Raw genomic sequence first — 20,356 nt, forward strand, 5'->3', positions numbered from 1 at the left:
TTGCTCTCACCCGCCGCCGGGGCCGGGTGTGAGCCGGGCGGGGGCCCAGCTGCCGTCCGGCGGCAGGAGCCAGCCCCGCTCGGCGGCCAGCCCGGCGGCTGCGGCGCGCAGGGCGTCCAGCCCGGGATGGCGCAGGTCCCTGCGCCACACCATCGACAGCGGGGACAGCGGCACGGGGTCGGTCAGCGGGCGCTTGACCGAGCCGGGCATGTCGGGGAAGTCCACGGTCGCCAGCACCGGGTGGCCGGTCTTGGCCATGACCCGGCCGAACTCCTCCTTGCCCACGGCCACGGGGGCGGGCGGCGCGACCTCGATGCCGCGCCCGGCGAACAGTTCGCGCGCCAGCCCCGTCCACTCCACGGTCCGCGGGTTCCCGGCGCCCGCGTAGACGCTCTCACCGGCCAGCGCGCCGACGGGCACGGCGGCCCGCGCCGCCAGGGCGTGGCCCCGCGGCAGCAGCACGGCGAGCGGTTCGTAGCGTACGGGCGCCTGAGCGAGGCGGGTGCGCAGCGCGGGGGCCAGCCCGTCGGCGTACCCGAAGGAGACGTCGAGCCGGCCGGCCGCGATCTCGGCGGCGGCGTGGGTCAGGCCGCTCTCGAAGCGGGCCATCAGCTCGCAGTGCGGGGCGAGTTCCCGGGCCCGCTCCAGCACGGTGCGGCCGGTGCTCGGCCCGTCGCTGTTCAGGTCGACGAGGAGGGGGCGGGGTCCGGCCTCCCCGCCGAAGGCGGCGGTCAGCTCCTCCTGCGCGCGCAGCACCCGCCGGGCCAGGGGCAGCAGCCGCTCGCCGTCGGCGGTCAGCTCCACCTGTCGGGTGGTCCGCACGAACAGGCTGGCGCCCAGGGCCTGTTCGAGGCGCCGGATGTCCCGACTGAGGGCCTGCTGGGCGATGTGGAGGCGGGCGGCGGCGCGGGTGAAGTGCAGTTCCTCGGCGGTGGTCACGAAACCGCGCAGGAGGCGGGGGTCCACGTCGCGGGCTGTCACCGCAGGAGACTAACAACCCGAGGGCGTGAATGGGCTCCGAACAGGTGTTGGACGGCGCGACCGGTCCCGCCGAGGCTGGTGCCCATGCCCCTCATGACCGTCACCGGCACCATGCTCGTCCTCGCCGCCCCGGCCCCACCGGCCCGGCCTGCCCCGGCCACGGGGGCGGCCCCGCCGGCCCTTGGCGCCCCGGCCGCCCCGGCCGCCCCGGCCCGCAGCCGCGGCCCCGCCGGTCGGGCCTTCGGGCCGTACCGCCGCCTGTTCGCCCTGCCCGGCACCCGCGCCTTCACCGCCGGGAACCTCATCGCCCGGCTCCCCATGGGCATGTTCGGCATCAGCGCGGTCATGATGATCGCCGGCCAGCGCGGCTCGTACGCCCTGGCCGGCGCGGTGACGGCGACCGGCCTGGCCGCCACGGCCCTGGTCGCGCCCTGGACGGCCCGGCTCGTCGACCGCCACGGCCAGGCCCGGGTGGCCCTCCCGGCCACCCTGTTCGCGGTCCTCGGCTCCCTCTCGCTCATCGTGTGCGTCCGCACCGGCGCCCCGGCCTGGACCCTCTTCGCCTCCTACGCCGCGACCGCCACCACGCCCAACATCGGCGGCATGTCCCGCGCCCGCTGGACGCACCTGCTGCGCGATTCCCCCGGCCCGCACCACACCGCGATGTCCTTCGAACAGGCCGCCGACGAGCTCTGCTACATGCTCGGCCCGGTCCTGGCGGCCTTCCTGTGCACCGCCGTCTTCCCCGAGGCGGGCACCCTCGCGGGCGCGGCCCTGTTCCTGACGGGCATGCTGGTCTTCACCGCGCAGCGCTCCACGGAGCCGCCGCCCACCGGGACCGCGACCCGGCACGGTTCCCCGCTGCGCGCCCTGGCCCCGCTGCTCGTGCTCTTCCTGTGCCTGGGCCTGGTCTTCGGTTCGATGGAGGTCACCTCGATCGCCTACCTCGCCGACGCCGGCCTGGGCGCGGCCTCCGGGCCGGTCCTGGCCCTCCAGGCGGCGGGTTCCTGTGCGGCCGGCCTGCTCTACGGCGCCGTGCGGCCGCGCTCGCTGCGGGCCTGCGTGTGCGCCCTGGCCGTCCTGATGGCCGCGCCCTGGGCGGCGGCGGCCACCGGCTCGCCGGCCGCCCTCGCCGCGGCCCTCCTGCTGGCGGGCATGGCCACGGCCCCGACCATGGTGACGGCGATGTCCCGGGTCCACGCCCGCACCCCGCGAGGGCGGCTCAACGAGGGCATGACCCTGGCGGTCACCGCCATCCTCACGGGCATCGCCGCCGGCTCCGCCGCCGCCGGCCTGACGGTCGACCACCTCGGCCCGCGGACGGCCTACCTCCTGCCCGTGGCAGCGGCCCTCGCCGCGCTGGGTTCCCTGGCACGCCTGCGGCCGGTACGGGTGTCCGGGCGCCTCAGGGAAGCCGTGGCCCGTGACACATGACAAAGGCCCCGCAGCCGTGAGGCCGCGGGGCCTTTGCCCACATGGGATGAGTGGAGATGGCGGGAATCGAACCCGCGTCCAACGGTGCAGAAGCAGGGCTTCTCCGAGCGCAGTCCGCTGCGCTTTTCTCAGCCCCGGAGATCACACGGACAAGTCTCCGACGGGCTCAGTCACTGTTTGGTTTCCCTCCAGCCCCCGTGACCGGGGTTAGAGGTTTAGATCCCTAATTGACGCCAGGATCCGGACCGGGACCACTTCCGGGCTGACGCTCCTCACAGAGGCTTCAGCTCACTGTTATTAGGCAGCGAGGGTGAAGCGGGAGTTATCGCTCTTGGAGTTGGCGATTATTGTTTGCGACATGTGGTTAGCGAGATCATTGCCGCTTCCTCGGCTCGCTTCCCCTGCATCGACATCCGCTGTCGAAACCGATCATCCCCATGTTTTTCACGCTGTTCAGTTGGTCTTGCACGAGCAGCCCCACCCGCGAACGGGTGGTGCTGACGCCATGGTACGCGAAGTGGACCACCGCGTGCCAGACGATTAAACCGTACCGCGCTGCTTGCGGCGGATCGCCGAGATCGCCCGGTTCGTCTCGCGGGTGTCCTGCTTCTCCCGGAGCGTCTGCCGCTTGTCGTACTCCTTCTTGCCCTTCGCCAGCGCGATCTCCACCTTCGCACGGCCGTCCTTGAAGTACAGGGACAGGGGCACGACCGTGTGACCGGTCTCCTCCGACTTGCGCGCCAGCTTGTCGATCTCCTCGCGGTGCATGAGGAGCTTGCGCTTGCGCCGGGCACTGTGGTTCGTCCAGGTGCCCTGGCTGTACTCCGGCACGTGGACGTTGTACAGCCAGGCCTCGCCGCCCTCCACCGACACGAAGCCGTCGACCAGCGAGGCCCGCCCCTGCCGCATCGACTTGACCTCGGTCCCCGTGAGCACGAGTCCGCACTCGTAGGTGTCGAGGATCGTGTAGTCGTGCCGCGCCTTCTTGTTCTGCGCGATCAGCTTGCGCCCTTTTTCCTTAGCCATAGTGCGGTCATTTTCGCACTACGGACCCACCCCGAGGCCACCCAATACCTTCGCGGCCCGCTCCTCGACGCCCTCGCCCGCCGTCAGGTCCGGCGTGATGCCGCTGCCGTCCAGGCTGCGGCCCCCCGGAGTGCGGTAGGTGCCCACCGTCAGCTCGGCCACCGAGCCGTCGGGGAGCTCCGTCGGCATCTGCACCGAACCCTTGCCGAAGGTCCGGCTGCCGACCGCCACCGCCCGGCCCCGGTCCTGGAGGGCGCCGGTCACCAGCTCGGCCGCGCTCATCGTGCCGCCGTCCACCAGGGTGACCAGCGGCCGCGCCGTGTCCCCGCCCGGGGCCGCGTACAGGGCGCGCTCGTCGCCCCGTACGTCGTAGGTCGCCACGAGCCCGCCGTCGAGGAAGGCGGAAGCCACCGACACGGCCTCGGCGACCAGCCCGCCCGGGTTGCCCCGCAGATCGAGCATGACGCCGGCGCCCGGCGGCGCCGCACGGACGGCGGCCTTGACGCGCTCGCCCGAACCACGGGTGAAGGAGGCGACCTTGATGACGGTGACCCCGCCCGCGAGCTGTCGTACCGTCACCGGCTCGGTGCGCAGCTCCTCGCGGCGGACGGTCTCGGTGAGCCCGGCGCCGTCGCGGCTCAGGTTCAGCACGACGGGGGTGCCGGCCGTGCCGCGCAGCAGGGCGGTCACCTCGGCGACCGCGAGGCCCGTGACGGCGCGCCCGTCGACGCTCAGCAGCCGGTCCCCGGCACGCAGGCCGGCCCGCGCGGCGGGGCTGCCGGGCTGGATCCTCTCGACCTCGATCAATCCGTCCCGGCCGCGCCCGGTCCAGAGCCCGACGCCGGTCCAGCGGCCGTCGAGGTCCTCGGCGAAAGCGGCGTACTCGCCCCGGTCGTAGACGGTGCCCCAGCGGTCGCCGCTGCGGCTGACGACCTCCTGGGCGGCCTTCTTGCCGGACTTCCCCTCGGCGACGGCCTCGGCCGCGGCGCGTGCCACGGCCTCGCGGTCGGCGGTCCCGGCCGTGCGGGAGCCTCCTGCGGTGCCCGCGGCCGGGCCCGCGCCCGTCGCCGTGCGGGCGGCCGGGGCGACCGTGGCGCTCTCCTGCGGGTGCCAGCAACCGGTACCCGCGGCAGTGCCGACGGCAGCGAGGAAGGCCAACGTCAGAGCGGCCCCGCGACGCAGGTCGCGGGGCCGGAGACAGAAGGCGGGCAGACCCGGCATGGCGCCGAGTCTAGGTCAAGCCCCGCGCCGGTACGGATCGTTGACCGGACCGCTCGCGGGGCGCTCGTCACACCTTCAGGTACTTGCGCAACGCGAGGAAGGCGGCCATGGAGGGCATCAGCAGGCCGATGAAGAGGACGTACGGCAGCTTGGCGAGGACCGACGTCCACCCCATGAAGTCGATGAGCTGGATCTTGTCCCGGAGCTCGAAGCCGTGGTCGATCACGAAGTACTGGCCCGAGACCAGCATGGCGCAGGCGAGGAAGGCGCCGATGAGGCCGGCGACGGCGGCCTCCATGATGAAGGGGACCTGGATGTAGAAGCTGGAGGCGCCCACCAGCCGCATGATCCCCGTCTCACGCCTGCGGCTGAAGGCGGAGACGCGCACCGTGTTGACGATCAGCAGCAGTGCCACGATCAGCATGATCAGCATGATGCCGAGGGCCGCGATGTTGACGTAGTTGAGGATCCCGAAGAGCGCGTCGATCGCCTGGCGCTGGTCGTCGACGGTGTGGATGCCGTCCCGGCCGGCGAAGGCGGAGGTGACGACCTTGTACTTCTCCGGGTCCTTGAGCTTGACCCGGAAGGACTCCTGCATCTGGTCGGGGGTGATGGAGGAGGCCAGGGCGGTGTGGCCGTACTGCTCCTGGTAGTGCTTGTAAGCCTCGTCCGCCGACTCGTAGGCGACGGACTTCACCAGGGACATCTGCTTGAGCTCGGCCTCGATCTGCTTCTTCTGCTCGTCGGTCACCGCGCCCTTGCGGCAGGTGGCGACGCCCAGGTCGCCCGAGCCGGCCGTCTTGTCGGCGGCCTCGGTGGCCTGCTCGGCGTCCTGCTTGTTGCAGAGGTAGATCGAGACGTTGGCCTTGTCGTACCAGTAGCCCTTCATCCGGCTGACCTGCTCGCGCATGAGCAGGGAGCCGCCGAAGAGGGCCAGCGAGAGGGCCACGGAGATGATGACCGCGAAGGTCATGGTGAGATTGCGACGGAGACCGACGCCGATCTCCGACATGACGAACTGGGCGCGCATTGCGTCTCAGGGACCTTTCAGTGCTGGTAGCCGTAGACGCCGCGCGACTGGTCGCGCACGAGTCGGCCCTGTTCGAGTTCGATGACGCGCTTGCGCATCTGGTCGACGATCTGCTGGTCGTGTGTGGCCATGATCACCGTGGTGCCGGTCCGGTTGATCCGGTCCAGCAGCTTCATGATCCCGACGGAGGTCTGCGGGTCGAGGTTGCCCGTGGGCTCGTCCGCGATCAGCAGGGCGGGCCGGTTGACGAAGGCGCGGGCGATGGCCACGCGCTGCTGCTCGCCGCCGGAGAGCTCGCCGGGCATCCGGGCCTCCTTGCCGCCCAGTCCGACCAGCTCCAGGACCTGCGGGACGGCCTTGCGGATCTCACCCCGCGGCTTGCCGATGACCTCCTGCGCGAAGGCGACGTTCTCGGCCACCGTCTTGTTGGGCAGCAGGCGGAAGTCCTGGAAGACCGTCCCCAGCTGGCGCCGCATCTGCGGGACCTTCCAGTTGGAGAGCTTGGCGAGGTCCTTGCCCAGGACGTGCACCTGGCCGTGGCTCGCCCGCTCCTCGCGCAGGACGAGCCGCAGGAAGGTGGACTTGCCGGAGCCGGAGGAGCCGACCAGGAAGACGAACTCGCCCTTCGCGATGTCGAGGGAGACATCTCTGAGTGCGGGGCGGCTTTGCTTCGGGTAGGACTTGGAGACGCTGTCGAATCGGATCACGGGTGCACCACGGTCGCCGGGAGTAGGTGTGCGTGACCATACGCGAACGCGCGGGAGGTGGGGACCCGGCCTCCGGAGTTGCCCGTTTTATCCCCGCCTCGGGGATGGTCCGGACCGCGATTGCCCGGACGGGCCGCGCCGAATGTCGGCGGAGCTGGCACAGTGGTAGTGGGGAACGCTCTCGTTCCCCACAGCGTTGTATGAGTTGTATGAGGGGACGAGAGGAGGAGCGCATGACATATGACCGGCTCGTGTGCGCGAACTGCGCCGCACCCGTCAGCCAGGGCCGCTGCCCTGTGTGCCGGGCGAACCGGGAGCGCCTCCAGCAGGAGGGCCCCTTCTCCGGCCTGAATCCCGTGGCGCTCATCGCGCTCATGGTGGTCCTCGTGGCAGCTCTGGTACTGGTGGCCCAGCAGACCGCCTAGGGCGGTGGCGGGGCTCGCGCCGCGTACCGATCAGACCCGGCACGGCAGAGGGGCCCGGACACCACTGGTGTCCGGGCCCCTCTGCCGTGTGCCGTGCGCGGGTGCGCCTACGCGGTCTGCTCCTGCTGCTTGCGCCAGCGGATACCGGCCTCCAGGAAGCCGTCGATCTCGCCGTCGAGCACCGCCTGCGGGTTGCCGACCTCGAACTCAGTCCGCAGGTCCTTGACCATCTGGTACGGGTGCAGGACGTAGGACCGCATCTGGTTGCCCCAGGAGCTGCCGCCGTCCTTGAGGGCGTCCATCCTGGCCTGCTCCTCCTGGCGGCGCCGCTCCAGCAGCTTGGCCTGGAGGACGTTCATGGCGCTGGCCTTGTTCTGGATCTGCGAGCGCTCGTTCTGGCAGGAGACCACGATGCCGGTCGGCAGGTGCGTGATGCGCACCGCGGAGTCGGTGGTGTTGACGCCCTGGCCGCCGGGGCCGGAGGCGCGGTACACGTCGATGCGCAGTTCGCCCTCGTCGATGTCGACGTGGTCGCTGGACTCGACGACCGGCAGCACCTCGACGCCCGCGAAGGAGGTCTGGCGGCGGCCCTGGTTGTCGAAGGGCGAGATGCGCACCAGGCGGTGCGTGCCCTGCTCGACGGAGAGGGTGCCGTAGGCGTACGGGGCCTTGACGACGAAGGTGGTCGACTTGATGCCGGCCTCTTCCGCGTAGGAGGTCTCGTAGATCTCGGTGGGGTAGCCGTGGCGCTCTGCCCAGCGCAGGTACATGCGCTGGAGGCGCTCGGCGAAGTCGGAGGCGTCCACGCCGCCGGCCTCGGCGCGGATGTTGACCAGGGCCTCGCGCTCGGCGTACTCGCCGGAGAGCAGGGTCCGGACCTCCATCTCGTCCAGCGCCTTGCGGACGGAGACCAGCTCGGCCTCCGCCTCGGCGAGGGTGTCCGCGTCCTCCATCTCCTGGGCCAGCTCGAAGAGGACCGCGAGGTCGTCGATGCGGCCGCGCAGGCTCTCGGTCTTGCGGACCTCTGCCTGGAGGTGCGAAAGCTTGCTCGTGATCTTCTGGGCGGCCTCCGGGTCGTCCCACAGGGACGGCGCGGCGGCCTGCTCCTCGAGCACGGCGATATCTGCCCTCAGCTTGTCGAGGTCCAGGACGGCCTCGATCGACCCCATGGTCGAGGAGAGGGACTTCAGCTCTTCGGAAACATCGACGACTGCCACGGGTCCAGCGTAGCCGGTCCCCGGGGGGCGCCGTCCGGGCAGGCCGGATCACCCGTACTGATGACGCTCCGCACGGGCGTACGCTCACCGTATGACCGTTCACCTCGTCAAGCGCCGCCATGTGGACCACATGCGTGTCACGACGACGAGCTGTCTGCCGCCGGACCATCCCCAAGCCTGATCCACCCCGATCCGACTTGGTCCTGTACGCGGCCCAGCGGCTCCGGCGCCACCCCTGCCGGCGGCCTCCCCCTCCGCGGCCCCGCCACCTCGCAGGGGCACAGGACCCCGTGACATCCGAAACGGAGCCGTCATGCCGTCCGCGCACTCCACCCTCCCCGTCCTCGACCTCTCCCAGGCGGACGACCCGGCCCGGCGGGCCGGCTTCCTGAAGCAGCTGCACGCCGCAGCCCGGGACACCGGGTTCCTGCACCTCACCGGGCACGGCGTCACCGCCGCCGAGAGTGCCCGCATCCTGGAGCTGAGCAGGGCCTTCTTCGCACTCCCGGAGGCCGACCGGCTGGCCGTGAGCAACCTGAACTCCCCGCACTTCCGCGGCTACACCCGCATCGGCCACGAGCTGACCGGCGGTGCCAGCGACTGGCGGGACCAGCTGGACGTCGGAGCGGAGCGGCCGGCGCTCGCGGTGGGGCCGGACGACCCGCAGTACCTGTGGCTGGAGGGCCCGAACCAGTGGCCGGCGGCCCTGCCGCAGCTGCGTCCCGTGGTCCTGGAGTGGCAGTCGCGTCTGGCGGCCGTGGCCCACCGGCTGCTCCAGGAGCTGCTGGCCTCGATCGGCGCCCCGGCGGACTTCTTCGACGCCGCCTTCGACCGGCCCCACCTGCACACCAAGCTGATCCGCTACCCGGGATCCGCCCCTAGCGGCGCGGGCCAGGGCGTCGGCGCGCACAAGGACTACGGCTTCCTGACGCTGCTGCTCCAGGACTCGGTGGGCGGACTCCAGGTGGTCCGGGACGGGGGCTACCTGGACGTGCCGCCGCTGCCGGGGGCGTTCGTGGTCAACCTGGGCGAGCTGCTGGAGATCGCGACCGAGGGCTACCTGACGGCGACCGACCACCGGGTGGTGAGCCCGCCGGGATCGGTGGAGCGGTATTCGGTGCCGTTCTTCTACAACCCGCGCCTGGACGCGGTGGTGGAGACGGTGCCGGGCGACTACCTGCGCTCGGCGCCGGGGATCGCGCACGACGCCTCGAACCCGCTGCACGCGGAGTACGGCCGCAACGAACTGAAGGGCTGGGTCCGCGCCCACCCGTCGGTGGCCCGCCGCTGGCACCCGGACCTCGTCCCGGCATAGGCGCCGCTGCCGCCGGGGGCCGGGCCCCCGGCGGCATACGCCCTAGCCGGAGCGGCGCCCGCGGCGGCTACGGCCTGGCCGGGACCGACTGCTTGCTGTCCTGCGGGGGCGGGGTGTCGTCGCCGGAGGCGACCAGCCAGGCGCCCAGTCCGACGGCCGCCGCCAGCGCCACCGCGGAGGCCGACATGACCAGGCGCCGCTTGCGGGCGGCCTCGGCCCGGTGCCGGGCCGAGCCGGGCCGGTGACCGCCCGCCGGACGCGGGACCCGGGCGGTGCCGAGGGCGCCGCCCGCCAGCTCGTCCGGACCCGGCACCCGCATCGAGGTGTGCGTGTCCCGGTTGGAGTCGGTCGCCGAGCCCGGCACCAGCGGGACGACGCCCCGCCGCCGGACGGGCTCGGCCGCCGGTTCCTCCGTGGTTTCCTGCTCGCTCTCCGCGTCGTCCGGCTCGTCCACGTCCAGCGGCGGCATCCCGGCCAGCAGCGGCAGCAGGTCCCGCAGCCGGGCCGACAGCTCCGACGCCCGCAGCCGTGAGGCGGGCGCCTTCGCGAGGCACTGCACCATCAGCTGCCAGAGCTCGTCGGGGATGCCGGGCAGCGGGACGACCGTCTCCGTCACGTGCCGGCGCAGCACCGCGCCCGGGTGACCGCCGCCGAAGGGGGTGAAACCGGCCAGCAGCTCGTACAGGACGGTGGCCAGGGCGTATATGTCGACCGCCGCGCGCGGGGGCAGGCCCTCGACGATTTCCGGCGCCAGGTAGTCCGGGGTTCCGATGATCCGCGTGGTGGGGGCCGCGGAGCGTCCCGCGGAAGCCCGGCGCGGGGAGTCGATCAGCTTGGCCACGCCGAAGTCGGTCAGGAGCGCCGGATGCGAACCGCCCGGTCCCAGCGGCCCCTGCATGTCCAGCAGGACGTTCTCGGGCTTGACGTCGCGGTGGACCACCCCGGCCGCGTGCGCCGCCGCCAGCGCGTCCGCGACGTCCGCGACGATGGCCACGGCCGCCTCGGGGGCCAGCCGGCGCTCACGGTCGAGGCGCGTGCGCAGGTCCGTACCGCGTACGAGGTCCATGACGAGGGCGAGGTCGTTGCCGTCCACGACGAGGTCGCGGACGGAGACGACGTGCGGATGGTCGAGGCCGAGCAGCGCACTGCGCTCCTGGACGAACCGTCCGACCAGCTCCTGGTCCGAGGCGAGGTCCTCGCGCAGCAGTTTGACGGCGACGGGCCCGTCAGGCCCCTCGCCCAGCCACACCGTGCCCGCGCTGCCGCGCCCCAGGATCTGGTGCGCGGTGTACCGGCTGCCGATCTTCCGTGCCACGACTGCTCCCTCAGCGGCTGGCGTACGCACCAAAGCTACGCGGCCGGGTGGGCGTTGGAGGCCAGCAGGGGGCCGGATTCGCGGCGACCTCCACTTCTGCGGGCGAAATCACGTCCCAGAAGTCGACAAATCCACGAACTCGGCCTTACGGGGTCCTTTTCAGGGGGCCGAGGAGCCCGCGGAGTTCCCGACGGTGCCGACCCAGTCCACGACCTCGTTGCCCCAGGTCCACAGCTGGTCCCACCAGCCCTTGCCGGTGCCGACCCATTCCTGGAGCGGGGTGAGCTCCCAGACCAGCCAGCCGGCGACGAAGAACAGCAGGATCATGACGAGGCAGCCCTTGAGGCAGCCCAGGCCGGGGATCCGCACCGGATTGGCGCTGCGGCGGCGCGGCTCGCGCGGCGCGGGCTGCCGGGGCGGCGGGGCCTGCGGGGGCTGCTGTCGCGGCTGTTGCTGGGGCGGCTGCTGCTGCGGCTGCTGGCGGTACTGGGGCTGCTGCGGCTGCTGGTACGGCTGGGGCTGGTACTGCTGTGGCTGGTAGTGCTGCGGGGGCGGCGGGGGCGCGTACTGCGGCGGCTGCTGCGGCTGGCGGTACTGCGGCTGCTGTTGCTGATTCTGCTGCTGGTACGGCTGCGGCGGCCCCTGCCGGTACGGCTGCTGGGGCTGCTGGGGGCGCTGCTGCGGCTGCGGCGGCGCCTGCCGCTGCGGACGGCGGCGCAGGGGGTCCTCGTTCGGGTCCAGGTACTGCACCTGCGTCTGCTCGTTGCGGTCGCGGGCGGCCTGCATCTGCGACTGCCAGGGATGCGGCTGGTCCGGCCGCTGCACGGGCGGCATCACGGAGGTCGGGTCGGCTCCGGGGGCGCCCGCACCGGTGCTGGGCAGCACGGAGGTGGCGTCGGCCGCGCCCACCGGCGGCAGGACGCTGGTCATGCCGTTCGGGTCGTAGGCGCCCATCGGCGATCCGGCCCCGGTCGGCAGCATCCGGGTGGGGTCCGCGGCGCCGGGGGTCTCGGGGACCGGCGCCGGCGAGGGGTCGGGGGCGAGCAGGACGCCGACGGCGAGCGCGGCCTCCACCTCGGCGGCCGTGGAGTGCACGCCGATGCCGGAGGCGACCACGCGCAGCCCGCGGGCCAGGGATTCGGCGCTGGGGCGCTCGTTCGGCTCCTTGCGCAGGCAGCGCTCGATGACGGTCCACAGCGGCTCGGGCACGCTGGACGGGCGCTGCGGGTCCTCGCTGAGGTGGCGGTGGAGCACTTCGAGGGCGCTGCCGCCGGCGAACGGCGGCCGGCCGGTGAGCAGCTCGTACAGCAGGATGCCGGCGCCGTAGATGTCGACGGCGGAGGTCTGCGGGCGGCCCTCGGCGGACTCGGGGGCCACGTAGGCCGGGGTGCCGACGAACTCGTGGGTGCGGGTCAGGCCCGGGGAGTCCGCGAGGCGGGCGATGCCGAAGTCGGTCAGCATCGGCCGCATCTGCCCGTCGCGCTCGTCGAGGAGGACGTTGGCGGGCTTGAGGTCCCGGTGGACCACGCCGTCGGCGTGGCTGGCGGCGAGCGCGTCGGCGATCTGGGCGGTCAGCAGGCTCGCGGCGACCGGGCTGAAGGGGCCGTTCTGCCGGAGGTACTTGTGCAGGTCCGGTCCGTCGATCAGGTCCATGACCAGGGCCAGCAGATCACCCTCGACGACGAGGTCGCGGGTGCGCACGATGTTGGGGTGGGTCAGGCGCAGCAGGACGGAACGCTCGCGCAGGAAGCGCATGACGATGTCCGCGTCCTGGGCCAGCTCCTCCTTGAGGACCTTGATGGCCACGGTCTCGCCGGGCTGCCCTGCGACGGCGGCTTCCGCGCCCGCGGTCTCGCGCTGGCGGGCACGCCAGACGGTGCCCGTGGCGCCGCGCCCGAGCGGCTCCTCGAGCAGGTATTTGCTGCCGACTGGCCGCACGTCTCGCGCTCCCCTGCTGTCGTCTGCTGTGGTCGATCCCCTGAATGGTTTTCCGGCCCACTCTAGGGGGTGTCCCCGGGGAAGACGCCGGGCGCCGGAGGTTGGTTGCCGCACATATGTACGAAGAGTGATGTTTGGGGGGTATGCCGGAGGCGATTTTCCCCGTCACCCCCGGGTTTCCGTCCGGATCCGGACAGGGGCCGTACCCTCCGGGAACGTATCAAGATCAATTGTGGGCGGCTGCCGGGCGTGTTGTCGGCGACAGGTGCGAGGATGCACCCGTACGGAACGGCACGGGACGGGAGCCCCGCCTTCCGGCAGACCTGACCGGACGACGCGTCCGTGCCGGGCGGGGGGTGCGACCGGGCAGCCATGCCCCGATCTTCCCCCCTGCCGGGCGCACGCACCGCGCACCGCGCAGAAGGGACCGCTGACGGCGATGCAGATCCGGCTGACCGTTCTCGGGTCGCGCAGCGGCCACCAGACCTCCACCGCCCCCGCGAGCTGCGACGTGCTCGTCACCGCGCCCGTGGGCACGCCCCTGGCCGCCGTCGCCTCCGGGCTCGCGGCGACCGTCGGCGGCCCCGACACCGGGGGCACGGTCGTGCTCTACGCGGGCGCGGAACGGCTCGACCTCCAGCGGCGGGTGCTGGGCGAGCCGCCGCTGGTGGACGGGGCGGTCGTGGCGCTGCACGGCCCGGTCCCGGACGTCCTGCCGGACGAGAGCCTCGGCGCGCCCCAGCTGCACGTGGTGGCCGGGCCCGACGCGGGCGGGGTGCACCTGCTGCACAGCGGGCAGATCAGGGTGGGCCGCTCCGCCGACGCGGACGTCCCGCTGGACGACCCCGACGTGTCCCGGCTGCACTGCGCCGTGACGGTGACCGCCGACGGGCGGGCGTCGGTGGCGGACATGCACTCGACGAACGGCACCACGCTGGACGGCTCCCCGGTGGGACCGCAACCGGTCGCCCTGCCGCCCGGCGCGCTGCTGCGGGTGGGCGAGTCCACCCTGCGGCTGGCGGCCGCGGCCCCCGCTTCGATGCCGGTGACACCGGACCTGGAGGGCCACCTCGCCCTCACGGGCCGGGCGCCGGCCCCCGCCGCCGCACCGGGCGCGCTTCCCGGCACGCCCGGCGGCGGCCGGACCGGGACCCCGGGCGCGAGGCCCGACCCTTACGGCGCGCGGCATGCGCCGGCGCCGGCGCATGCCGCGGGGTCCACGCCGGGCCGGGCCGGCCCGTCGGGCAGCGGATCACGGGGCGGACCGGGCCTGCCGGCTGCCGCGGGCCCAGCGGGCGCCACGGAGCCGTCGGGCGCCCCGACCCCACAGGGCGCTCCCGGACCGCACGCCGCACCTGCCGCACACGGCGCCGCCGGAACGCACGGCGCTTCCGGCTCGTACGCCGCCGCCGGTTCGCCCGGCGCTCCCGGCTCGTACGCCGCGCCCGCCCCGCACGGCGCCGCCGGTTCACCGGGCGCGCCGGGCTCCCGCGGTGGCGCCGCCGGCTCCCCCGGTCCGTACGGCGCCGCCGGCCGGGCCGGCTCGTACGGAGCCGTCGCCGGCTCCCCGGGCGTCCCCGCCCCGCACGGCGCCGCCGCGCCCTGGACCGCGCGCGGGGAGCAGCCGTCCGCCTCCGCCGACGGCCCCGGGCAGGGCGGGCGCCGCAAGGGGCTCGGTGCCTGGGCGCGCAAATGGGTCCGGGGAGAGGACGCCGAGCCGTCCCCGGCCGAGCCGGAGCCCCTGCCCGCCGCCCTGCCCGACCCGGACGATCCCGCCGCACTGCTGCTGGCCGCCCTGGGTCCCACCGAGCGGCTGTGGTCCCGTACCGCCGGTCACCCCCGGGTGCTGGAGATCGGGCTCGGCGCCGGGAGCCGGGTCCCGCTGCGCACCGTCGGGGCCCTCGGCATCGCCGGGCCGCGTGCCCGGCTGTCCGGGGTGGCCCGCTGCGTGGTCGCCCAGCTGGCCGGGCTGCACGCCCCGGGGCAGCTGGAGATCGTGCTCGTCTCCACCGACCGGGCGCGCCCCCTCGCCGAGCGGCGCCGCGACTGGGGCTGGCTCGGCTGGCTGCCCCACCTACGCCCCGCGCACGGGCAGGACTGCCGGCTGCTCCTGGCCTTCGACCGTGACCAGGCGGCCGCCCGCACCGGTGAGCTGACCCGGCGCCTGGACGACGGCCCGCTCGGCACGCACTGGGCAACCGCAGGCCCGGAGCAGGTGCGGCAGGCCGCGGCGGCCTACGAGGGCCCCCACACCGTCCTCGTCCTGGACGGAGATCCCGGCGCCGGTCCGCTGCGCGACATCACCGGCCGGCTGGCCTCGCACGGCCCGGCCGCCGGGATCCACGTGCTGGTGCTGGCCGAGACGCCGGCCGCCACCCCCGCCTCGCCGGTCGCCGAGACCTACGAGGCCGCCTGCGCGAGCGCCCCCGCCTTCCGCGACTGCGGCGCGGTCGCCCTGCTCAGTGGCGATGTGGCCACGGCCGTACGGACCTTCCCGGTCCGCGGTGGCAGACCCGCCCCGAGCGGCACGACGGCCACGGCCGACGCCGTCTCGGCGGCCTGGGCCGAGCGGTTCGCGCGGGCGCTGGCCCCCCTGCGCGGGGACGGCGTCGTCTCCGAGCCCTACCGGCCGGCCGCGGCCACTCTGCCCGCCACCGCCCGGCTGCTGGACGAGCTGGGGCTGGCCCGCGCCACCCCGGCCTCCCTGATGGCCCGTTGGGCCGCCGCCACCGACCAGGGGCAGGGCGTCGGCGGCCTGGCCGAGATCGTGCTGGGCAGCGGGCGGCGCGGAACCGTCGGCGCCGAGCTGGTCCACGACGGCCCGCACCTGCTCATCGAGGGACCCGCCGGGAGCGGGCGCACGGAGCTGCTGCGCTCGGTGGCCGCCTCGCTGTCGGCGGCCGTCCGGCCCGACCGGCTCGGCCTGGTCCTCCTCGACGGGGCCGGCGGCGAGCGGGGTGACGGGTTGCTGCCCTGCACCGAACTCCCCCACGTCTCGGCGCATCTGGTGGCCTCCGATCCGGTGCGCATGCGGGAGTTCGCGCAGGCGCTGGGTGCGGAGCTCAAGCGGCGCGGGGAGCTGCTGGCGGGAACGTCCTTCGCCGACTGGCATGCCCACCGCGAGCTCTCCGACCGGATGGTCTCGCCGCGCCGGCCCACGCCGGGCGAGCTGCGCGGCGACCTCGACCCGCCGCGCACGGGCACCCTGCGGCTGCGCGCGGCGGTCCCCCGTACCGATCCGGCGGCGCCGAACCCGCTGCCGCGCCTGGTGGTGCTGGTGGACGACTTCGACGCGCTGGTCGCGCCGGGGCTGGGCAGTACGGGCCGGCCCGCGGCCGGGTCGGTGGTGCGGGCGCTGGAGTCGGTGGCCCGCGACGGCGCCCGGCTCGGGGTTCACCTGGTGGCCACCAGCGCCCGCCCGGACCGGACGGCCGACACGGTGCTGGCCCGGCTGACGACCCTGCGCGTGGAGCTCGACGCCCCCGACCAGCCGGGCCCGGGCCGCGGCCTGCTCCGGTACGCGGATGGCCGTACGGTCCCGTTCCAGGCGGGGCGGGTCACGGGGCGGATCCCCCGGACGGCCACCCAGAGGCCCACTGTGGTCCCGGTGGAGTGGGAGCGGATGGGTGATCCGCCGGCCCGCCGTCCGGTGCGCGAGCTGGGCAACGGACCGACCGACCTCGCGCTGCTGGCCAGCGCCCTGGACAGGGCCGCCCATCTGGTCTCGGCGATACCGGTGCTGTTCCCTCCCGCCCCCTGAGACCCAACCGTGCCCCCGCGAGGCGGTATTGCGGGGGCGCGCGTGGCGGCGTAGACCTTGTGGTCCGGGACACACCACGGGCATCGGGGGCAGAGCCATGCGCAGGCAGGGAACGAGCCGTACGACCTTCACCTGGGCGGCGCTGGCCGCGGCGGGAGCGCTGGCGCTCACCGCGTGCGGAGGCGGCGCGGAGAAGAAGCCGGACGCGCCGCAGGGCGGTGGGGCGACGGCCGGGCCGCGGGTCGAACTCCCGCGGCTGGACGGCGAGAAGCTGGAGGTCGCCGCCGTCTGGACGGGGCCGGAGCAGGAGAACTTCACCAAGGTCCTCAAGGAGTTCGAGAAGCGGACGGGCGCCGGCGTCACCTTCGTGCCGGCCCAGGACCCGATCGTCACCTTCCTCGGGTCGAAGATCGCGGGCGGGCAGCCGCCGGACGTGGCGCTGCTGCCGCAGGTCGGCGCGCTGGTCTCGGCGGTGGAGAACAAGTGGGCGCAGCCGGTGGGGCCGCAGGCCCAGGCCCAGCTCGACAAGAACTACTCGGCGGGCTGGAAGGCGCTGGGCGCGGTCGGCGGCACCCAGTACGGCGTGTACTACAAGGCCGCCAACAAGTCGCTCGTCTGGTACAACGCCAAGGCCTTCGAGGCGGCGGGCGTCAAGCCGCCGGGGACCTGGAAGGAGCTGCTCACCGCGGCGGACGCGCTCTCCGCGTCCGGCACCCCGGCCGTGTCGGTGGCGGGCGCGGACGGCTGGACCCTCACCGACTGGTTCGAGAACGTCTACCTCTCCCAGGCGGGCCCCCAGAAGTACGACCAGCTGGCCAAGCACCAGATCAAGTGGACGGACGACAGCGTCAAGCAGGCGCTGACCACGCTGGGCGAGCTGTTCGGGCGCAAGGACTTCCTGGCGGGCGGCCCGAGTGGTGCGCTGTCCACCGAGTTTCCGAAGTCGGTGACCCAGACCTTCACCGGTGGCGACCGGCCGGCGGCCGCGATGGTCTTCGAGGGCGACTTCGTGGCGGTGAACATCGCGCAGACCGAGGCGAAGGTGGGGCAGGACGCCCTGGTCTTCCCCTTCCCGGCGGTCGGCGCGAAGGCGCCGGTGGTCTCGGGCGGTGACGTGGCGGTGGCGCTGAAGCCGTCGAAGGGCGCGCAGGCGCTGCTGACCTTCCTGGCCTCGCCGGACGCGGCGGAGATCCAGGCCCGCGAGGGCGGTTTCGTCTCGCCGAACAAGGCCGTCGACCCGGGCGCCTATCCCAACGACATCCAGCGGGGCATCGCCAAGGCGCTGATCGCGGCGGGTGACGACTTCCGCTTCGACATGTCGGACCAGGCTCCGGCCGCCTTCGGCGGGACCCCGGGCGCGGGCGAGTGGAAGGCGCTGCAGGACTTCCTGGCGAACCCGGCGGACGTGGCGGGCGCCCAGGCGAAACTGGAGGCGGACGCGGCCAAGGCGTACGGGAACTGAGCCCGTGACGGCCACGGTCACCACCACGCGCAAGGGGAGGACCGCCCGTTCCGCGGAGGCCAGGCGCCGCCGCCTGGTCGCGGGAGCGTTCCTGCTGCCCGCCCTCGTGCTGCTCGGGGCGCTGGTCGTGCACCCGATCGGCTACTCGGTCTACCGCAGTTTCTTCGACCGCGGCGGCGACACCTTCGTCGGAGCGGGGAACTTCCGCGAGATCCTGCATGACGACACCATCCGCACCGCCCTGACGAACACGGCGCTGTGGGTGGTGCTCGCGCCGACGACGGCCACCGCTCTCGGCCTGATCTTCGCGGTGCTCACCGAACGGGTCCGCTGGGGAACGGCGTTCAAGCTGCTGGTGTTCATGCCGATGGCGATCTCGATGCTGGCGGCGGGCATCATCTTCCGCCTCGTCTACGACCACGATCCCGACCGGGGCGTCGCCAACGCGGTGTGGGTCGGGGTCCACGACACCTTCGCCGAGTCCTCGGCCTTCCCCAAGGCCCGCCCGGGCCGGGACTCGCCGCTGCAGGACTCCGGCGGGGGCGCCTTCACGACGCGCGAGCCGGTCCGGGCGGGCGTCCCGGCGCTGCTGCCGCTGGTCGGTGTGGCTCCCGAGGCGCTGCCGGAGGGCACCCGTACGGCCGCGGCGGCGCCCGCCGAGCCGGGCAAGGTCACCGGGACGGTCTGGCAGGACTTCACCCGCGGCGGGGGCGGCCGTACGAACACGGTGGACGCCACCGAGCAGGCCTTCGCCGGGATGCGGATCGAGGCGGTCAAGGACGGCCGAGTCGTCGACACGGCGACGGCCCGCGCGGACGGGACCTTCACGCTGTCCGCGAAGGCCGACGGGGCGCTGTTGCGGCTGCCCGCGGCGAACTTCCGGGAGGCCTACTCGGGGGTGCAGTGGCTGGGGCCGACGCTGGTGACCCCGGCGATCATCGGCGCGTACGTGTGGATGTGGGCCGGTTTCGCGATGGTGCTGATCGGGGCGGGGCTCGCCGCCGTGCCGCGGGAGCTGTTGGAGGCGGCGCGCGTGGACGGGGCGAACGAGTGGCAGGTGTTCCGCCGGATCACTGTGCCACTGCTGGGGCCCGTGCTCGCGGTGGTGCTGGTGACACTCGTCATCAACGTCATGAAGATCTTCGACCTGGTCTTCGTGATCGCGCCGGGGGCCGTGCAGGACGACGCGAACGTGCTCGCGCTCCAGTTGTACCGGACCTCCTTCGGCACGGACGCGGATCCGGGCCTGGGCAGCGCCATCGCCGTGCTGCTGCTGGTGCTGGTGATCCCGGTGATGCTGGTGAACATTCGCAGGCTGCGGAAGGAGGGGTCCCGATGAACCATTCCGACGCAACGCCGGACCCGACGGCGGACCCGACGGCAGGTCTGCCGGGAGGTCTGCCGGGAGACCCGACGGCGGACCCGACGGGAGCGACCATCCCCGGCCCGGCGGTACCGCCCGCGGTGACCGGCCACCACCCCTCCCCGCGCAGCGCCCGAGCCGCGGCCGGTCGGGGCGGCGGGTCCGTCCCCGCCGCGGGCGAGCGGGCCGGCGGCCGGGCCGGGGTCCCCCTCGCCCAGCGCGCCGCGAGTGCGCTCGGCGCCGGGGCGCTGCGGATCTTCCTCGTCTGCGCCGCGCTGTTCTGGCTGCTGCCCACCCTCGGGCTGCTCGTCTCCTCCTTCCTCGCCCCGACGGACCTCAACAAGGCCGGCTGGTGGCAGGCGCTGACCGCGCCCACCCGTCTGACGGCCGGGAACTACGAGCGGCTGCTGGCGAACGACACGATCACCGGTTCGCTGCTGAACACGGTCGCGATCGCGGTGCCGGCGACCCTGCTGGTGGTGACGCTCGGCGCCTTCGCCGGATACGCCTTCGCCTGGCTGGAGTTCCCCGGACGGGACTGGCTCTTCCTGGCCGTCGTGGGGCTGCTGGTCGTCCCGGTGCAGGTGGCCCTCATCCCGGTCTCCGAACTCTTCGGAGCCATCGGCCTGTTCGAGACCACCGCCGGTGTGGTCCTCTTCCACACCGCCTTCGGGCTGCCCTTCGCCGTGTTCCTGCTGCGGAACTTCTTCGCGGAGATCCCGCGCGAGCTGCTGGAGGCGGCGCGTCTCGACGGGGCCGGCGAACTGCGGCTCTTCGCCCGCGTGGTGCTGCCGCTGGGCGGCCCGGCGATCGCCTCGCTCGGCATCTTCCAGTTCCTGTGGGTGTGGAACGACATGCTGGTCGCCCTCGTCTTCGCGGACTCGGCCCACCCGCCGATCACGGTCGCGCTCCAGCAGCAGGTGCGGCAGTTCGGGAACAACATCGACGTGCTCGCGCCCGGCGCGTTCCTGTCGATGGTGATCCCCCTCGTCGTCTTCTTCGCCTTCCAGCGGCAGTTCGTCTCGGGGGTGATGGCGGGCGCGATCAAGTGACCGGCCCGCGGCGTCGGCACTGTGTCAGCCGAATGCCGCATCCTGCGTAACCCGGTCGGCGGGCCGGGGGTTCCAGGGCGACATGCCCGCCCGCCACCCCTGGATGTGCC

Annotated in this window: 15 protein-coding genes and 1 other RNA gene; 7 read left to right on the forward strand and 9 right to left on the reverse strand. The window is 73.7% G+C overall.

Going from position 1 to position 20,356, the window contains the following annotated elements:
* Positions 1 to 6: 6 nt before the first annotated feature.
* The gene (locus AMK16_RS17130) at positions 7 to 981 is read right to left on the reverse strand and encodes a LysR family transcriptional regulator (protein ID WP_073915729.1); all 975 of its coding nucleotides are present in this window, start codon (positions 979 to 981) and stop codon (positions 7 to 9) included.
* Positions 982 to 1,074: 93 nt separating this feature from the next.
* Here AMK16_RS17130 and AMK16_RS17135 point away from each other — a divergent pair, with 93 nt between their 5' ends.
* Entirely contained in the window at positions 1,075 to 2,415 is a 1,341-nt protein-coding gene (locus tag AMK16_RS17135; RefSeq protein ID WP_443333574.1) for an MFS transporter, read from the forward strand.
* 48 nt (positions 2,416 to 2,463) lie between these two features.
* Here the strand turns inward: AMK16_RS17135 and ssrA are convergent.
* From ssrA to ftsE, 5 genes are all read right to left on the reverse strand, one after another.
* Positions 2,464 to 2,852: a transfer-messenger RNA gene (gene ssrA, locus AMK16_RS17140) on the reverse strand.
* A 103-nt stretch (positions 2,853 to 2,955) separates the two neighbouring features.
* Positions 2,956 to 3,441, reverse strand: coding sequence for an SsrA-binding protein SmpB (gene smpB / locus AMK16_RS17145; RefSeq protein WP_073915733.1), 486 nt, complete (start codon positions 3,439 to 3,441; stop codon positions 2,956 to 2,958).
* Positions 3,442 to 3,459: 18 nt separating this feature from the next.
* The gene (locus tag AMK16_RS17150; RefSeq protein WP_073915737.1) at positions 3,460 to 4,662 is read right to left on the reverse strand and encodes a S41 family peptidase; all 1,203 of its coding nucleotides are present in this window, start codon (positions 4,660 to 4,662) and stop codon (positions 3,460 to 3,462) included.
* A gap of 67 nt (positions 4,663 to 4,729) precedes the next feature.
* Complete coding sequence (ftsX, locus tag AMK16_RS17155) at positions 4,730 to 5,692, reverse strand: permease-like cell division protein FtsX (RefSeq protein WP_073915740.1); 963 nt, start codon at positions 5,690 to 5,692, stop codon at positions 4,730 to 4,732.
* Between the two features lie 17 nt (positions 5,693 to 5,709).
* Positions 5,710 to 6,399 (reverse strand): cell division ATP-binding protein FtsE, encoded by a 690-nt coding sequence (gene ftsE, locus AMK16_RS17160; RefSeq protein WP_073915744.1) that lies wholly within the window; start codon positions 6,397 to 6,399, stop codon positions 5,710 to 5,712.
* A 233-nt stretch (positions 6,400 to 6,632) separates the two neighbouring features.
* Here ftsE and AMK16_RS17165 point away from each other — a divergent pair, with 233 nt between their 5' ends.
* Positions 6,633 to 6,824: a hypothetical protein gene (locus AMK16_RS17165; protein WP_037923252.1), complete on the forward strand. Its 192-nt coding sequence runs from the start codon at positions 6,633 to 6,635 to the stop codon at positions 6,822 to 6,824.
* Positions 6,825 to 6,931: 107 nt separating this feature from the next.
* Here the strand turns inward: AMK16_RS17165 and prfB are convergent, their stop codons facing one another.
* Positions 6,932 to 8,041: a peptide chain release factor 2 gene (prfB, locus tag AMK16_RS17170; RefSeq protein ID WP_073915747.1), complete on the reverse strand. Its 1,110-nt coding sequence runs from the start codon at positions 8,039 to 8,041 to the stop codon at positions 6,932 to 6,934.
* A 313-nt stretch (positions 8,042 to 8,354) separates the two neighbouring features.
* Between prfB and AMK16_RS17175 the strand changes: the two genes are divergently transcribed.
* A complete protein-coding gene (locus AMK16_RS17175; protein WP_073915750.1) occupies positions 8,355 to 9,356 on the forward strand; it encodes an isopenicillin N synthase family dioxygenase in 1,002 nt (333 codons plus the stop codon).
* A gap of 67 nt (positions 9,357 to 9,423) precedes the next feature.
* On the opposite strand, the gene AMK16_RS17180 is transcribed toward AMK16_RS17175, so the two are convergent.
* Positions 9,424 to 10,671, reverse strand: coding sequence for a serine/threonine-protein kinase (locus AMK16_RS17180; RefSeq protein ID WP_073915753.1), 1,248 nt, complete (start codon positions 10,669 to 10,671; stop codon positions 9,424 to 9,426).
* Between the two features lie 159 nt (positions 10,672 to 10,830).
* Positions 10,831 to 12,609 carry a serine/threonine-protein kinase gene (locus AMK16_RS17185; RefSeq protein WP_073915756.1) on the reverse strand — a complete coding sequence of 593 codons (1,779 nt, stop codon included), beginning with the start codon at positions 12,607 to 12,609 and terminating at the stop codon, positions 10,831 to 10,833.
* A gap of 439 nt (positions 12,610 to 13,048) precedes the next feature.
* Between AMK16_RS17185 and AMK16_RS17190 the strand changes: the two genes are divergently transcribed.
* The 4 genes from AMK16_RS17190 (at position 13,049) to AMK16_RS17205 (ending at position 20,246) form a co-directional block, all read left to right on the forward strand.
* Positions 13,049 to 16,369 carry an FHA domain-containing protein gene (locus tag AMK16_RS17190; protein ID WP_073915759.1) on the forward strand — a complete coding sequence of 1,107 codons (3,321 nt, stop codon included), beginning with the start codon at positions 13,049 to 13,051 and terminating at the stop codon, positions 16,367 to 16,369.
* A gap of 97 nt (positions 16,370 to 16,466) precedes the next feature.
* Positions 16,467 to 17,831: an ABC transporter substrate-binding protein gene (locus AMK16_RS17195; RefSeq protein ID WP_073915762.1), complete on the forward strand. Its 1,365-nt coding sequence runs from the start codon at positions 16,467 to 16,469 to the stop codon at positions 17,829 to 17,831.
* 73 nt (positions 17,832 to 17,904) lie between these two features.
* Positions 17,905 to 19,170: a carbohydrate ABC transporter permease gene (locus tag AMK16_RS17200; RefSeq protein WP_073916271.1), complete on the forward strand. Its 1,266-nt coding sequence runs from the start codon at positions 17,905 to 17,907 to the stop codon at positions 19,168 to 19,170.
* A complete protein-coding gene (locus AMK16_RS17205; protein WP_242438751.1) occupies positions 19,167 to 20,246 on the forward strand; it encodes a carbohydrate ABC transporter permease in 1,080 nt (359 codons plus the stop codon). The genes AMK16_RS17200 and AMK16_RS17205 overlap by 4 nt, the downstream gene beginning before the upstream one ends.
* Positions 20,247 to 20,356: the final 110 nt, after the last annotated feature.

The organism is Streptomyces sp. CB00455, from assembly GCF_001905445.1.
Lineage (GTDB): Bacteria > Actinomycetota > Actinomycetes > Streptomycetales > Streptomycetaceae > Streptomyces.

Bases quoted from the DNA above. Each gene is read 5' to 3' on its own strand.
- AMK16_RS17190 (WP_073915759.1), top strand. From the start codon at position 13,049: ATGCAGATCCGGCTGACCGTTCTCGGGTCGCGCAGCGGCCACCAGACC.
- AMK16_RS17175 (WP_073915750.1), top strand. From the start codon at position 8,355: ATGCCGTCCGCGCACTCCACCCTCCCCGTCCTCGACCTCTCCCAGGCG.
- AMK16_RS17150 (WP_073915737.1), bottom strand. From the start codon at position 4,662: ATGCCGGGTCTGCCCGCCTTCTGTCTCCGGCCCCGCGACCTGCGTCGC.
- AMK16_RS17205 (WP_242438751.1), top strand. From the start codon at position 19,167: ATGAACCATTCCGACGCAACGCCGGACCCGACGGCGGACCCGACGGCA.
- ftsX (WP_073915740.1), bottom strand. From the start codon at position 5,692: ATGCGCGCCCAGTTCGTCATGTCGGAGATCGGCGTCGGTCTCCGTCGC.
- AMK16_RS17135 (WP_443333574.1), top strand. From the start codon at position 1,075: ATGACCGTCACCGGCACCATGCTCGTCCTCGCCGCCCCGGCCCCACCG.
- AMK16_RS17165 (WP_037923252.1), top strand. From the start codon at position 6,633: ATGACATATGACCGGCTCGTGTGCGCGAACTGCGCCGCACCCGTCAGC.
- smpB (WP_073915733.1), bottom strand. From the start codon at position 3,441: ATGGCTAAGGAAAAAGGGCGCAAGCTGATCGCGCAGAACAAGAAGGCG.
- AMK16_RS17195 (WP_073915762.1), top strand. From the start codon at position 16,467: ATGCGCAGGCAGGGAACGAGCCGTACGACCTTCACCTGGGCGGCGCTG.